This is a genomic window from Edaphocola flava (assembly GCF_004118155.1).
GTDB lineage: Bacteria > Bacteroidota > Bacteroidia > Chitinophagales > Chitinophagaceae > Edaphocola > Edaphocola flava.
In genome coordinates, this window is the sequence record NZ_SAIQ01000001.1 from 986,269 (window position 1) to 1,001,974 (window position 15,706).

The window sequence follows — 15,706 nt, forward strand, 5'->3', positions numbered from 1 at the left end:
TACTCCTTTTCTCAAAGCCTGGACATATCCTGGCGTAGGCAGGTCGTTTCTTTGCTGTATAAACACTGACACCCTATAAACCCTGAAACATCGAACCTACACCATGAAAAATATTATAAACCTAACCCGGTACCCTGGCTGTTTTTTCCGCAGGATTACGCACTACCTTAGTGTGTTCCTGGCCTACACCCCATCCCTGCTTTTACTCACTGTTTTTGCCCTGTCACTTATGATCCTCCCTCAAGGGGCAGACCTTTTGGTCAAAACTACGGAAAGCAGCCATTGGTATTCCGGACTCTGGGTCCTCCTCTCCCTTTTTTTCTGGAGCTATATGCTCTGGTATTCGGGCCGCATGATCTCTTATTGCAAAGAAAAATTATTCCGTAAGTCTTCCCGGCTGATGTTCCACATTCCACGCCTGTTGGGCTTTTCGGTCTACAGCATATTTATTTCAGGCTTGCTGATCAGCACTGCTGATCCTGATCAATACGATACGACAAGCCTGCTGGGCATACTGCTCATGGGCATTCCCCTGCAATACGTAGCCTTACATCTTTTGCTCAAAGAACTAAGCAACCGCATATACTTTTACTTTGGTCAGAAAGGCATCGACTATACTTTTCGCCTTACGGCATTAAGCTGTGCATTGCTGATCGCATCTGTAATACCCGGCACCTATCATGCCTACTGGCTGATGCTGGTCACCCTGGCCCTGCAGATCTGTTTTCTGCTGCTGGTTATGATCCGCAAAGAGATTAGCGAAACGCGTATTCCCTTGTGCTGGAAATACCGTGTACAAAGGCTTTTAAACCGTTTGTTCCGCTCCTTTCGCCAGCGTATTCCAGACCGGGAAGAACATGCTTTCCTGGTCTTACAGTTATTGGCCTTCATTTCTTTCATCACTTTTGTGCTGACGATTACCATACAATCCTTTGCGGTTGCATTGGGTAGCCTTACCGTACTCATGCTGGCTTTCGGATTTTACACCGGCCTCTGCAACCTGGTTTGGGTATTTGCTTATGTGCACCGTATCAACATTGTATTTTTCCTTTTTCTGCTGGCACTTGGCGGTGCGCAGTTACATAATGTGCATCGCGTAGAAACGGTGCCCGTTAAAGGTTTAGACTATAGCCTGCGACCAGATTTTAAAACCTACATCTATTCCTGGCTGGCGCATCATGAAGAGGCTTTGCGCAACCCCGATCAACCGGTGGTCCCTATGATCTTTGTACACAGCGATGGTGGCGCCTCCCGCTCCGGATACTGGGTGGCCGGGGTATTGAGCCGCCTGGACAGCCTGAGTGAAACACAGTTCAGTCAGCATCTGTTTGCGCTCTCCGGTGCATCTGGTGGTAGCCTGGGCAATACGACTTATTATAGCTTATTGTATTTACGACAACTACAGCATATGCCGGCGCTGCATGCCGAAGCGGAGGCTGCCGTTTTTCTGAATCATGATTTTCTCAGCTTCAGCCTGGCACGGATGATGGGGGCAGATCCTGTAAATTACATCTACCCCATTCTGCCCGACCGGGCAAGGGCACTGGAACAAAGCATGGAAGCGGCCGGAACGGAACAATCTGTATTACACGGATTTTTTGCCCGGCCTTTTTCGACCCTATGGATCGACACTGCTAACCGTACTTTACTGCCTATTCTATGTATTAACACGACACGTATGCAGGATGCACAACCGGCTGTCATCAGCAATGTATTACTAAGCCGGCTTGCTTTTGGCAAAAGGCTGGATGTGTTATCGTTGCTGCCTCCTGAGGAGGATATCCGCATCAGCACAGCAGTGGTGCTGGGCGCGCGTTTTCCCTATATCAGTCCGGCAGGCAGTATTGCACAACAGGCACAGGCCAGGCTGGAAGAACACTACTTTGTGGATGGCGGTTATTTTGATAATTCAGGTGCGGGTGTGGTACATGAAATGATCCTGGAGATTGAAGAATTGTTCCGGCATGATGATTACCTGAAAGCACATTACGGAGCAAGTTTGCAGAAGATCCGATACCAGGTTTTGCACATCAGCAACAGCCCGCGTAGTACGCCGAAACTGAAACGGATCAACACGATGGTGAACGATCTGGCGGCACCCTTCATTACGCTGGTGGGTTCATACAATGCACAAACGGCAGTGAATGATTTTCGCCTGCAGGCTTATGTTACGGCTTTGCAGCAATACCATCGCAGTATGCCTTTGTATCCAGCTTACCAGGAGATCAATCTGTATCTGAATGACAGCCTGGCGGCAAAGGAATATTACAGTATGAACTGGGTGCTATCGGATGCTACCATACAACGCATGACGAAGCGGTTACATACCCACAGCGACATACAGCAGTTTGCTCATTATTTAAAACTGCACACCTTGCCCTATACGAAATTATTGATGACTCAAACTCATAAACAACCTTAAACACTATGGCTTTACAAATTTTCAATCCGCAATCTGAATCCGGTGTATACCAATTGCCGGATTCGGCGCCCATCCTCAGTCCCGAGCATGTACAGCGCCGTCTCACAAACAGCAAACAATTATCAGGAATAGAGCTGCGCATCCGTTCTGTGTTTGTCAAGAACAACCGCACGATGAAGTTCTGGCCTTTCCCCGGGTTGGCTAACCTATACCTGGTATGCTTCATTGTGAGCGATACGCCCAATCAGTCTTTATGGCCGGTGCGGGTAATTACCTTTCCGGGAGTTGATGATCATGATAGCTTGCCGACTAATGAGACGATCTTTTATTATGCTGATGAAAACGGGATCAATATGCCCGGCCAGCTGCATCTTGTCGCTACGGTAGTGAAGAGTAAGAAAGGCATGCGTAATGCCGGCGCTATACTGGAGCAGCTACAGCAGGATGTACATTATGACAATCTCCTGCAAAAGGTTACGGCGATGACCCGCAATGCGACCACAACCGGTGCGATCATTGAAAGCATTAAGGACCTGAGTCACCTGGTAGGGCAATACCTGGGTAAAGTGGAAGATCGTCCGCTCGCTACAATCATGAAAAGCTTTACAGCACTGGCCGGAGACTGGGATGATGCAGGCACACGCACCATCAGTATCTCTACCGCTAATGTTGATTTTGCATTTGATCTGATCGTGAAGAAACAGGATCTGCTGATCGCATAAAAAATTAACTGACTATCCGCTTGCAGGAAACAAGTATAGATTTTTATGCTGTTTTGATTTACTACCTTTTGCCTTGATGCAAAAGGTAGTAAAAGATATATTGGCTATATAAATCCCTGGCTAAAAATCAATGTGTCGACCGAGCCAATGATTTTATTAACGCCGGATTTATAAGGCCGTTTCGAGCGATCTGTACCGTACGGATCGCTTCGTCATATCGACCAAAGAGCAACGGAGCGGAGATATCTCCTTTTTGTATCTGTAACAGGAGATTTCTCGACTTCGCTGAATGCTATGCTCGAAATGACGCAGTTGCAGTTTTGATGTAAACAAAGGCGTTTCTGATCTTTTTGTTGCCGGACAAAAGGATCAGAAAACTTTGACTAAATGTAGATTGTCATAATAAATTATGTACATGCCCAAATAAAAGCGCCGCGAGAAATAATCTCGCGGCGCTTTCGTATGGATATTTCATCAGGCACTTAATCTTGCGGCTTGTACATGCATCCAGTCGTAATTGCGGGTCCGCCCCAGGCTTACCCAGCCTTCTTTTTCCCAGAACTGCCACCAGGCTTCATATTCCGCTCCGGCAAAAGCAGCTTTATCCCTGCCCCATTTCAACTGGTTTCGCTCCGGATCAAAGTCCAGCGCAATGCCCCAGGAATGTGTGCTGAGTGTCGTTCCGTTACGGGTCTTACGATACTGGAAGCAGCCTCCGTAATGGTTCAGGTGCAGGCGGTCGATATCCTCTAAACCGTAATGGTCCAATACCTGGTTCAGTACACGCAGTATACTGTCTTTTACTTTGTAGTGCGTGGTAATCTTATCTACCGTTTGTGTCGTATCCCAGGCCAGCTTAAAGGGATAAGGGATGGCATAGGTGATCAGGTTAGGATTATGCTCGGCAAGTGCGGCGCCGTAAAAGCGGTTCAGCGCAGTCTGTGTCTGTAACGGCCATACATTTTCCGCAGCCGGAGCAGCAGGCGGGAAGATGAGTATAGCAGATAGCTGGTTAAAAGCCCGTTGCGTTTCCGGCCCCCAGATACCATCTACCGGTCCGGGATCATAACCGGATTGTTTGCAATATAGTTGTATGCAGCCGGTCAGTTTACGATCGGTATCCCAGCGTACAGGCAGGCTGGAGAGCAGCCCCAGTGCTGTTCTGGTTTTCGGCCCCGGTATGCCATCTACATTACCTACCAGCAAAGATTGTTGTTGTAAAAATTGTTGTGCTGTTTTAATTTGTTCCATAGTCCATTTCATGATGTTGCAGTTTGTGTATTAAATGTTTTTAAAGCCATATTGTTTCGTAGATATCTTTGTAGTCGGCAGCTTCAATAATTTCAAACCCAACGCGCTCCAGGAAAAATCTTTTGCCGGCGTCGATGTTCATTGCTCCGCGTGTACAGACATACCAGCCTTTTCGTTTCTGATCCCTGTATTTTCGGTAAAATTTCATGCGCTCTATCAGCAGCCAGCGGAGGAATGTTTCATTCTCTTCCAGTGCCAGCCCAAATATGAACAGTGATTTTCCGAACAAAATCTGCAGCCATGTTCTCGCACCTTTCCATAACAACATATGATCGCCGGAATGCAACTCTTCTTCCTGCCCTTTGTATAACATAGCATGTGCGCGTTGCACACTGCCCATGTAGTGACTCAGGCCCAATCGTATGCTACGGTGGTAATTAATCATACCATTGATATACCAGATCCCGAAGCCGTCTGTAGGCAAGGCTAAAGGGGCAAGCCCATGATAAGTGGTCCAGGGATAAAAATCCGTGAAGCCCTCTGACTCTGTGCGCAACAGGCTACAGGAAAGCGTTCTCGAAAACGTTTCCTCAAAATTGGTGGTCAGTAAGGGGGCATTCAACCCGAAGATATGTTCTGTAATGAGGCGATGATGATCTGAAGGCTGCCAGTCCTGTAACATTAATGCTACTTCTTTCTGCAACTGCAACTCGCGGGTATTTTCCAGTTCCAGGATATCATAGAATTCTGTAAGAGAAATACCATTGGGCCTCCGGCTAAGGGTTTGCAGGGCCACTTTATCCCAAAGCTGCATCAGCAGATCATCCCAGGAAAGTGCATGGGGATTATTGGGATACCGGTTGATGCCATTACCGATAATAAAGGCAATATTATCGCGGTTGCTGAGTATGATGTCTTTGATTTGGGAAGGATACATACAGATACAATATGAGTACCTGTAAAATAACGAACCGGCTACGCCATTGTATGACGCAGCCGGCAACATTTTTAATAACCAAAATACTATCGGATCAAAGTAAGGTCTCCAGAATATACCACTCTTCTCTGTACCTGTTCCAACAACTAATCCTCTTTCATACGGGAAGTTTCTTTAGTATCTTTCATACCTGCATACACCAGCAGGGAGCAGAAAATGCATGCGGTGATGTACCAGTAAAAATAATGCTCTACCCCTTCCTGCTTGAACCATAAAGCCAGGTATTCTGCGGTACCGCCAAAGATGGCTACCGTCAGTGCGTAGGGTAATCCTACACCTAATGCCCTTACTTCTGCGGGAAACAACTCTGCCTTTACCACTGCATTGATAGAGGTGTAGCCACTGACGATGATCAGTGCTGCCAGTAACAGGAAGAACGCGGCGATCATAGAGGTTGTATGGCTGAGCGCGGTCAGCAACGGTACGGTACACAGGGTACCTAATATACCAAACCCAAGTAAGAGTGGTCTCCTCCCGATCTTATCAGATAAGGCTCCGAAAACGGGTTGCAGACAGGCAAAAATGAATAGGGTAATAAATGATATTAAGGTGGATTGTTCTTTGCTTAACTGCACGGTATTGACCAGAAATTTCTGCATGTATGTGGTGTACGTATAGAAGGCCAGGGTTCCTCCGAGGGTAAGTCCGATCACGGTCATCAATTGGCGCGGATGTTTCATCAGTTCTTTGATGCTGCCTTTTCGTTCATCTTTCACGGAGTTTTTCTGATGCTCAAATGCCTCGGTTTCGTGCAGGTTTTTGCGGAGGTATAGCGCGATAACGGAGAGTATAGCCCCGATCACAAAAGGAATGCGCCAGCCCCATTCATTGAGCTGCGCTTCGGTAAGCAATAATTTCTGCAGTAATAGCTGAATGCCCAATGCGATCAGTTGTCCGCCGATAAGGGTTACATACTGGAAGCTGGAGTAAAAACCACGGCGGTCTTCAGTGGCCATCTCGCTGAGGTAGGTAGCCGATACACCATATTCTCCACCCACACTTAAACCCTGTAACAGGCGTGCCAGCAGCAATAAGGCCGGAGCCAATACCCCAATGGTACTGTAAGCAGGTGTCAGCGCAATAAGCAGTGAACCGAAGGACATCAGCAATACTGAGAGGGTCATGGCTTTTTTACGGCCCACCCTATCGGCAATACGACCAAACATCCAGCCACCGATCGGGCGCATGAGAAAGCCTACGGCAAAAATACCGGCAGTATTCAGCAACTGTGCTGTCATATTTCCGGTAGGAAAAAAGCTATGGGAAAAATAGATGGCAAAGGCTGCATAGGCATACCAGTCGTACCATTCTACCAGATTGCCGATCGAACCGCCGATAATGGCCTGAATACGCTCCCGGGTAGTAATCGGAGTGCTTTGGGTATTGGTCTCGCTCATGGGGTAAAATTAACGGAATTAGGCATATCATGAATATGCACAGACCGTTTAAACCCCTCGGCCTGCCCCTGTTCACAAAAAAATAGCAGCAAGCCGGATATTCATTTAACTTCGGTTGTTTTGAACATGCAACACGCACCACACTATGATGACAAACAAGTTAGCTATCAAAATATTGCTGGGACTGGTCTCGGCGGTGATCTTATTTCACCTCTGCATTATTGTAAAGATTATCCCGTATGAAATTACCTGGGGAGGTCGTCTGAAAAATGATACAGAAATGTATGTTTCTGAAGCGGTATCTATCCTGATCAATTTATTTTTGGGATTCATACTTCTGATCAAGGGAGCATTTATCAGGCCATATCTCAAGCAGGGCATCAATGCAATACTCTGGGTATTTTTTACACTGTTCTTATTAAACACTATTGGCAATCTTTTCGCAAAAACAACATTTGAGCAGTCATTTGCAGTGCTGACACTCATTTTTGCAGCACTTATCGGCTTCATTCTGCGCCATAAGAGCGCCCGGTAATGCTTAATATTAAGGCAGTATTTAATTGAAATTTACCTTTGAGGTATCTATAACGTTATATTCGATTTCATATGAACATACAAGAGCAGATAGGTGCATACATTGCCAGCCAAACAGAGCCTAAACGCAGTGAGGTAGAAATACTGCATCAACGCATACTGCATATTTTACCGGAAGCTAAGCTATGGTTTTTCGATGGCACCAACGAAGAGGGCAAGGTAGTGAGCAACCCTACTATCGGGTACGGATTGTACACTATAAAATATGCCAAGGGAACGACCAGGGATTTTTTCCAGATCGGGTTGAGTCCGAACAAAACCGGCATATCTGTACATATCATGGGTATTGCAGATAAAACTTATCTGAACCAGACTTATGGAAAGGAATTGGGTAAAGCAAGTGTGAGCGGATACTGTATCAAGTTCAAAACGCTGAAGGATATTAACCTGGATGTGCTAGAGTCGGCAATCAGGTATGGATTTGCCGGTCCGCATGAATAGCGATTGGCATAATGGAAATGGATCTATACTTTATAAAACCGGGATATTCTATGATTCCTTATTAGAGATAGATTCAAATAAAAAATGCTACCCAATGGGTAGCATTTGACCTGGCGGAGAAAGAGGGATTCGAACCCCCGGACCTGTTACAGTCAACGGTTTTCAAGACCGCCGCATTCGACCACTCTGCCATCTCTCCGGGTGCAAAATAAGCGTATTCGGTCTTAATCACCAAATTTTTTTGAAAAAAAACTTAACACAGCTTTCACGCATTGGCCCAAACACAATGCTGTATAGACTTTCGCTCGCTCTTTACTCCCCGCCGGAGGCTGATTTGCAGGAACACTAAAAACCTGAATGCGACATTTTCCGTAAATTAGTACATGATATTCAAAAATTATTTCATAGCGATTACTTTGCTGCTGCTTACATTTGCAACGGTATCCTGCGGGCAGAATACCGGCAGCCTTATTCAATCTAATACTTTTAAGAAAATGAATGAACCACAGCAAAATCCTGATGCACAACCTAAACAAATTGATACGGCTATCTTTGCCGCCGGCTGTTTCTGGTGTGTTGAGGGTCAGTTTCAATACCTGGAAGGTGTACAGGGTGTGAAAAGCGGTTATATCGGTGGCACATTGGCTAATCCGACTTATGAGCAGGTGTGTACCGGTCTTACGGGACATGCAGAGGCTGTAAGAGTTATATATGATCCATCTGTAGTCAGTTATGATGAATTACTGGCCGCATTCTTTGTATCACATGATCCTACTCAGCTGAACCGCCAGGGCAATGACATTGGTACGCAATACAGAAGTGCCATCTTCCCACAAAATGAAAGCCAGAAAGAGAAGGCTCAATATTATATTGCTCAGCTGAACAAAGAGCAGGCCTATACGCATCCGGTAGTGACTACTATTGAGGGTAAGGGTCCGTTTTACGATGCGGAAGCCTATCATGACGATTACTTTAACCGTAACCCGGAAAACAGTTACTGCCAGCTGGTGGTAAAACCTAAAATAGAAAAGTTCAAAAAGGTTTTTGCAAATAAGCTGAAACACTAATCAGTTATAATTAAATAAAAAGGAAGCACTCTTTCGAGTGCTTCCTTTTTATTTGCAATCATCATAATAAAATTACTCGTGGTACCATAAAACATTTTATTTTTTAATTACTTTGTACCCAAGTATCTATATGTTACTACTATCACTCAATCATGAAAAGACTTTTACTCTTCCTTACCCTTCTCTGCCATTTTCTGATCAGTGCTGCTGAACAGAAAATAGATACAATTTTCCTGAAAGACATCCCCCTGCAAAAAACGCTTAGCCGGATGAATTTCAGTATCCAGACCAGCACAGACGAAAACCAGAACTGGAAATTTCGTAATGCTGATAGCAGTGTGTTTGCTGATCCGGCTTATCAAGACAGCCACTGGTCTGTCCGTAACTCTATGTCTAGTGGTGGAGAAAACGCTTACAAAGAATTGCAGCAAGGGGTTTCCTGGTTCCGGGTGCCGGTAGTGGCCGATACGGCACAGGTAGGGAATGTATACACTTTACTATTCCGGAGCAACGGCGCCATGAGGGTATACCTGGACGGCAAGTGTATTGCACAGAGGGGGCATTTTGCAAAAGAGGGCAAAGCAGATTATCTATCCATGAATAAGAACCCGGTATTCTTTACGGTAGCGCAGACCGGAGTACACATGCTGGCGATACAATATGAAAACGACCTGGCTTTAAAAGAGCAAGACTCCTGGGGATTCTCTGTTGTACTGTTCAATACGGATGATATAATGCAGATGCTCAGGAATAACCTGATCCTGGGTTCTGTGGCGCTTATCGGTGTAGGAACGCTCTTTTTCACCTTATTCTTTATACATTTTTTATTATTCTTATTCTACCGGAAAGAAATTTCGAATTTATACTTTGCGCTCTTTAACCTGAGCATTGCCTTTCTGTTATACCTCGTTTATTATAGCACTAATGCGGAAAAGGACATCAGTAACAATTCGTATAGTATCCTGTCCATTGCACTGTCCTGTATAACAATCTGTTTTTCATTATGCGCCTTTACGGTTACCTTATTCAGCAAAAAGAAAACTTTCTTGAAAATTGTACTGGCCTTAAGTCTTATTGTACTGGCACTTGCCCTTTTTGATCCAAAAGACGAAAGTGGCTTGTCAGCATATACTATGATTGCACTATTGGTTGTGTCCCTTGTATATACCATGGTCAGGATCATCATCGCCATTTTCAAACGGGTACCGGGCTCGCTGATCCTGGGTTTTGGTATACTTTTCTGTCTGTTATTCATTATAGGTCTGTTTATTACTGTTTTTATTGCCGGTAATATAAAGCTGAATATGCTCCTGACCATCTTATTCGTCCTTTCGATATTCAGTATACCGGCTTCCATCTCTTCTTTTCTGGCCTGGCGTTTTGCGACCACTAACAAGAACCTGAGCAAGCAGCTGGTTGCGGTTGAACAATTATCGGCAGAGAAGCAAAGCATCCTGGAAAACCAGAACATTACGCTGGAGCAGGAAGTAGTGGTGCGCACACAGGAGGTGATGCGGCAGAAACAGGCACTTGAAGAGGAAAAACAGAAGACCGATAACCTGTTGCTGAACATCCTGCCGCATGAAGTTGCGGAGGAATTAAAAACAAAAGGCTCTTCTAAAGCGCAACAGTTTGATGAGGTTTCCGTACTGTTTACCGACTTTGTTAACTTTACTAAAATCTCGGAAACGCTGGGCGTGGATGAGCTGCTGGAGGAACTGAATATCCACTTTACGGCCTTTGACCGCATTATGGAGCAACATGGCCTGGAGAAAATAAAAACTATCGGTGATGCTTACCTGGCTGTAAGCGGCCTGCCTCTGGCCAATAAGATGCATGCAAAAAATGCTGTCGCAGCGGCAAACGATATTATCGATTTCGTGGCACAGCGCAAGTTGCAGGTGCCTTACGGGCTGGATATTCGCATCGGGATTCATTCCGGACCGCTGATTGCCGGTATTATTGGGGTGAAGAAATTTGCCTACGATATATGGGGCGATACCGTAAATACGGCCGCCCGTATGGAACAAAACAGCATACCGGGCATGATCAATATCTCGGAGAGTACCTATCAGCTGGTACAGGATTATTACCCATGTACCTACAGAGGTAAAATTGAAGTAAAAGGCAAAGGGGCATTAGATATGTACTTTGCAGGAAAACCAAACCCTGAAATTTAAACCCAATTATGATTCGAACGTGGGCAATCCTGACCGGATTGTGTTTTTTATTATTTAATGGTGTGTGTGCCAAGGCACAAACAACGCAAACCGGTAAGAAAGATTCTTTACTGGCAGCATTACCTAAAGCCCGTAATGAAGCGGACCGGGCCAATATTCATTTTGAAATGGGCCGCGATGCCTTATCAGGAAAACGCTACCGGGAAGCCTTAACTTACTTAAACGCCAGTCTTCCTTATTATCATCAATCTAATGACCTTAAAAAAGAGGGCAGAATATACTTCGGCATTGGTATTATTTATATCAATGGTCTGCGGCAAACCGATAGTGGCATTGTGGCGCTGAACAAGGCAGAAGCACTAGCCAAAAAGCTGCAATCTGACTCTCTGCTGAATGTGATCTATAGTCTTCTGATCTATACGCATTCCAATATGGGTAATACAAAGGAGTCCTTAACTAACTCCAGGAATCGTTTAGCCATCGGTCTGCGCAGCCAAAATGACAATGTAATCGCGGAGTCTTATCATTATATTGGTATTGCTTATGCAACTATGGGGGAAAACCGTAATGCTATGGACAATTACCGGAACTCGCTGGCGTATTACCGTAAGTCGGGGAATAAAACGGGTATCTCTGACCTCATGCTGAATATGGGGGAACAATACTTCCGGGAGGAAAAATATGATACGGCCAGAACGTTTCTTAATGATGCATTAAAGATCGCAGAGGAGCAAGGTAATAAAGGGAAGCAAACCGTTATCCTAAGCATGCTGACGAATCTTTACATTACGCTGAAAGATACAGCAAATCTGAACATAGCTTTAGACAAGGGTATGGCTGCCGCGCAGGCTACGGCTGACCCTATGTATATCTCTTCCTTCTCGGTAATAAAGGGTCTGGTAGATCTGTATGGGATGATGAAGCCGGATGGTGGAGGAAGTTATATCATTATTCCCGGGCGTCGCCAGGAATTTGAGCAAACGGTAGCAACCATAACCCAGCAACTGGATATCTACAAGCAATCGTCTATCGACATTTCCCGCTGGACCCAGATACACCTGGCCCTGGCCATAGCCAACAATCTCCTGGGCAGGCCGCAGATGGCTTATGATAACCTCGTTGAATACAACCGGTATAAAGATAGTTTTGCCAACCAGGAAAAGGCGAAGCAGTTTTCTGAAATGGAGCGCAGGGTGGTCGCTGATGCTGCTGATGTTAAAGTAAACTATGCTAATACGGTCCGTAATGTGTCTCTTGCTGGCCTGGTATTGTTATTGCTGGCCTCTGGCGTTATCTTGTATGCTTACCGCCAAAAACGCAGGGACAATAAGCTTATCGCTGCCGAAAGGGCCAAGTCGGACAACCTGTTGCTGAACATCCTGCCGCATGAAGTTGCAGAGGAACTAAAAGCAAAAGGCTCTTCCAAAGCACAACAGTTTGACGAGGTTTCGGTACTGTTTACCGACTTTGTTAACTTTACCAAAATCTCTGAATCGCTTGGTGTAGATGATTTACTGGAAGAGCTGAATATTCATTTTACAGCGTTTGACCGTATTATGGAGCAGCATGGTCTGGAGAAAATAAAGACAATAGGTGATGCCTATCTTGCGGTAAGCGGATTGCCGGTAGCGAATGAAATGCATGCCGTCAATGCTATTGCTGCGGCAAAAGATATTATTGCCTTTGTGGCTGCACGCCGCCAACAGGTGCCTTATGGACTGGATATCCGCATCGGGATTCACTCCGGGCCACTGATTGCGGGCATAATCGGGGTGAAGAAGTTTGCCTATGATATATGGGGCGATACGGTAAATACGGCTGCCCGTATGGAACAGAACAGTACACCGGGCAGGATCAATATTTCGGAAAATACCTGCTCTCTGGTAAAAGAAAGTTATACCTGCACTTATCGCGGTAAGATAGAGGTGAAAGGAAAAGGGGCGCTGGATATGTATTTTGTTGAATAATTAAGGGCTTATACAAGCCGGACTAAAATTTAAAGGAATATGCAATACACAGAAGTGGAACAACTGATACTGCATAAATTGCAGCATGAGCTGCCGCACCATTTATCTTATCATAGTGTGGCACATGTAAAGGATGTAATAGAAGCTGCTACTTATATTGCAGCTGAGGAGGGTATACAGGGCGATGACCTGATCCTCCTGCGCACCGCTGCCCTATTTCATGATACAGGATTCCTGCACGGGGCCAAGGATCATGAACAGAAGTCTTGTGATATTGCCAAAGACATTCTGCCGGGTTATGGATATGATCCATCGCAAATAGACCGCATCTGCGGTATGATCATGGCGACACGTATACCACAGACTCCGCAGAACCTGCTGGAGGAGATTCTGGCAGATGCGGACCTGGATTACCTGGGACGTGATGATTTTTTTACCATCGGGGACCGATTATATGAAGAGCTCTCGGTATTTGGTATGGTCAGTAATGAATGGGACTGGAATGTACTGCAGGTCAGATTCCTGGAAGCACACCACTACTTTACCCATACAGCAATACGATTAAGGAAACAGAAGAAAGAAGAAAATTTACAAAAGATCAAAGACAAATTATAAGCTATTATGAGCAACAATACCACTCACCACGGACCACTATTTACCTTATCTGATATCATATATCTGGTGCTGGGTGTGCTTTCCGCAAGTTTTGCCTTAAAGAGTTTCCTGGTTCCCAATCACTTTCTCGATGGTGGTGTTACAGGTATTTCCCTGCTGATCCATGAGGTGTTTCATGTAAACCTGGGTATCATTCTTTTAATCCTGAATATCCCGTTTATCATCTTATCCCGTTACCTGGTCGGCAAGCATTTTGCTATCCGCAGCGGTCTTACTATTGCGCTTATTGCACTAACCCTCCAGTTTGTAAACTTTCCGGAACTAACGCATGATAAATTGCTGGTAGCCATGTTCGGTGGCTTTTTCCTGGGTGTGGGTATCGGCCTTTCTATGCGGGGCGGTGGTACTTTTGATGGCATGGAGGTGCTGGCCCTGTTTACCTTTAAGAAGAGCAGTTTTTCGATTACGGAGATTATATTGGGCATGAATATCCTCATCTTCATCATAGCCGCTTTGTTTATGAAAACGGAGACGGCTCTATATGCGATGCTGACCTATTTTATTGCCAGCCAGACGACGAAATATGTTATTGAAGGTATTGAAGCGTATACCGGCGTAACCATTGTTTCTGCCAATAGTGAAGCGATCAAGAAGGCACTTGTACTCTCTCTGAACCGTGGCATTACGGTATATAAAGGCGAACGCGGATTTATGAAAGACAGCTTCGAACAGAGCACGGAAGTGGACATTGTATTCACTATCGTGACCCGCCTGGAAGTGAGAAAGATCAAGAACATTGTACATGCCATTGACCCGAAAGCATTCATTTTTGTGCAGACGGTAAGAGAACCTCAGGGTGGTATTGTAAAAGAGATCGTCAAACACTAAATAAATAATTTATCCATAAAAAAAGAGAGGGAAGCACTAAGTGCTTCCCTCTCTTTTTGCATATAATGTGCCTGGCCATGAATGGCAAGGCACGATTTTCTGTTAAAAAATGAAACAATTACTGTTTTACAATTTTACCTGCAAATACTTGTTCCGTACCACGAACAACGATAACCTGGTACATACCTGCTGCGAAGCGGCTCATATCGATGCTCTCATTCTCGCCTCTTGCCTGCTGGCTGATCATGATCTGACCGATGCTGTTCATTACTTTAATGGTTTCACCACCGGTTAAGCCCATAACACGTGCATTTCCGCTGGTTACAGTTGGTGCCAGCTGAATGTTACCGCACTCGCTCATGTTTACTTTAGTTACCGTGCTGTACTCAAACATACCATCGCGGTCTACCATTTTCAGACGGTAGTAGCCAGAAGCATTTTGCTGTACAGAAGTGCTGTATTTAGCACCATTAGCTGCATTTTGAGCATCCAGAGATTTGATCATTTTATAATCACGACCTTCAGCACTGAATTCTACTTCGTAATGGTTCAGATTTGCTTCTTTTGCACTTTCCCAGTTTAAAACAACAATACCACAAGACTGTTCTTTTGCATTAAAAGAGCGTAATGTTACCGGTAATGGTGCTGCTACTGACAGTGACACCTGTGTAATATCGTTGGCGATATTTGTATTACCTACCTGAATAGGAACAGATCTGTCTACAGTCATAGTAGAATTCTGAGGACTACCTACTACAGTGAAGCCTGCAACATTTACAATAGCATCTTCTGTATTTCCTGCATCAATTGCATTATTATTAGTCAATACTAATTGACCGCTAGGGCCGGTTGTGTAAGAAACGACAGTCCAGTTGTTAACAGTTGGTACGGTGTTGTTGGCAATACCGTACTGGCTCGGGAAGCCGATCGTAACTTCCAGGCTACCCGCAGGGATTACGCCATTTGTACCAGGCAGTGCAGTACTTGCATTCTCTACAAAATAGTTTACCTGGCCGCTACCGTTAATCGAGCTGCCACCACCTACCATATAAGGTCCCGGGCTGGCCGGATCTGCGTTCACTGCATTCGCAGGAATCTGTGCGTATATAGAAGTACTTAATAATGCTAAGCTTGCTAATAAGGATAATTTTTTCATATTCTTTCT

13 protein-coding genes and 1 tRNA gene are annotated in these 15,706 nt (G+C 45.1%); 9 read left to right on the forward strand and 5 right to left on the reverse strand.

The window, feature by feature from the left end:
• Positions 1-103 precede the first annotated feature (103 nt).
• Entirely contained in the window at positions 104-2,422 is a 2,319-nt protein-coding gene (locus EMP01_RS04235) for a hypothetical protein (protein ID WP_129020230.1), read from the forward strand.
• A 5-nt stretch (positions 2,423-2,427) separates the two neighbouring features.
• Complete coding sequence (locus tag EMP01_RS04240; protein WP_129020231.1) at positions 2,428-3,144, forward strand: hypothetical protein; 717 nt, start codon at positions 2,428-2,430, stop codon at positions 3,142-3,144.
• A 474-nt stretch (positions 3,145-3,618) separates the two neighbouring features.
• Here EMP01_RS04240 and EMP01_RS04245 read toward each other — a convergent pair whose 3' ends face one another.
• The 3 genes from EMP01_RS04245 to EMP01_RS04255 form a co-directional block, all read right to left on the reverse strand.
• Complete coding sequence (locus EMP01_RS04245; protein WP_202615985.1) at positions 3,619-4,407, reverse strand: M15 family metallopeptidase domain-containing protein; 789 nt, start codon at positions 4,405-4,407, stop codon at positions 3,619-3,621.
• Between the two features lie 28 nt (positions 4,408-4,435).
• Positions 4,436-5,332, reverse strand: coding sequence for a hypothetical protein (locus tag EMP01_RS04250; RefSeq protein ID WP_129020232.1), 897 nt, complete (start codon positions 5,330-5,332; stop codon positions 4,436-4,438).
• Between the two features lie 146 nt (positions 5,333-5,478).
• The gene (locus EMP01_RS04255) at positions 5,479-6,789 is read right to left on the reverse strand and encodes an MFS transporter (RefSeq protein WP_129020233.1); all 1,311 of its coding nucleotides are present in this window, start codon (positions 6,787-6,789) and stop codon (positions 5,479-5,481) included.
• Between the two features lie 145 nt (positions 6,790-6,934).
• On the opposite strand from EMP01_RS04255, the gene EMP01_RS04260 reads away from it, so the two are divergent.
• Together EMP01_RS04260 and EMP01_RS04265 are read left to right on the forward strand one after the other, a co-directional pair.
• On the forward strand, positions 6,935-7,324 hold the full coding sequence (locus EMP01_RS04260) for a hypothetical protein (protein WP_202615986.1): 390 nt from the start codon (positions 6,935-6,937) through the stop codon (positions 7,322-7,324).
• Positions 7,325-7,395: 71 nt separating this feature from the next.
• Complete coding sequence (locus EMP01_RS04265) at positions 7,396-7,824, forward strand: DUF1801 domain-containing protein (protein ID WP_129020234.1); 429 nt, start codon at positions 7,396-7,398, stop codon at positions 7,822-7,824.
• 111 nt (positions 7,825-7,935) lie between these two features.
• Here the strand turns inward: EMP01_RS04265 and EMP01_RS04270 are convergent.
• Positions 7,936-8,023: transfer RNA gene (locus EMP01_RS04270), tRNA-Ser, on the reverse strand.
• A 184-nt stretch (positions 8,024-8,207) separates the two neighbouring features.
• Here EMP01_RS04270 and msrA point away from each other — a divergent pair.
• The 5 genes from msrA to EMP01_RS04295 all read left to right on the forward strand — a co-directional run bounded on the left by msrA (position 8,208) and on the right by EMP01_RS04295 (position 14,541).
• The gene (gene msrA / locus EMP01_RS04275) at positions 8,208-8,891 is read left to right on the forward strand and encodes a peptide-methionine (S)-S-oxide reductase MsrA (RefSeq protein WP_237559469.1); all 684 of its coding nucleotides are present in this window, start codon (positions 8,208-8,210) and stop codon (positions 8,889-8,891) included.
• 152 nt (positions 8,892-9,043) lie between these two features.
• Positions 9,044-11,071, forward strand: coding sequence for an adenylate/guanylate cyclase domain-containing protein (locus EMP01_RS04280; protein WP_129020235.1), 2,028 nt, complete (start codon positions 9,044-9,046; stop codon positions 11,069-11,071).
• Positions 11,072-11,079: 8 nt separating this feature from the next.
• The gene (locus EMP01_RS04285; protein WP_129020236.1) at positions 11,080-13,038 is read left to right on the forward strand and encodes an adenylate/guanylate cyclase domain-containing protein; all 1,959 of its coding nucleotides are present in this window, start codon (positions 11,080-11,082) and stop codon (positions 13,036-13,038) included.
• A gap of 39 nt (positions 13,039-13,077) precedes the next feature.
• Complete coding sequence (locus EMP01_RS04290) at positions 13,078-13,653, forward strand: HD domain-containing protein (RefSeq protein ID WP_129020237.1); 576 nt, start codon at positions 13,078-13,080, stop codon at positions 13,651-13,653.
• A 6-nt stretch (positions 13,654-13,659) separates the two neighbouring features.
• Positions 13,660-14,541: a YitT family protein gene (locus EMP01_RS04295; RefSeq protein WP_129020238.1), complete on the forward strand. Its 882-nt coding sequence runs from the start codon at positions 13,660-13,662 to the stop codon at positions 14,539-14,541.
• Positions 14,542-14,659: 118 nt separating this feature from the next.
• On the opposite strand, the gene EMP01_RS04300 is transcribed toward EMP01_RS04295, so the two are convergent.
• Positions 14,660-15,697 (reverse strand): T9SS type A sorting domain-containing protein, encoded by a 1,038-nt coding sequence (locus EMP01_RS04300; RefSeq protein ID WP_129020239.1) that lies wholly within the window; start codon positions 15,695-15,697, stop codon positions 14,660-14,662.
• Positions 15,698-15,706: the final 9 nt, after the last annotated feature.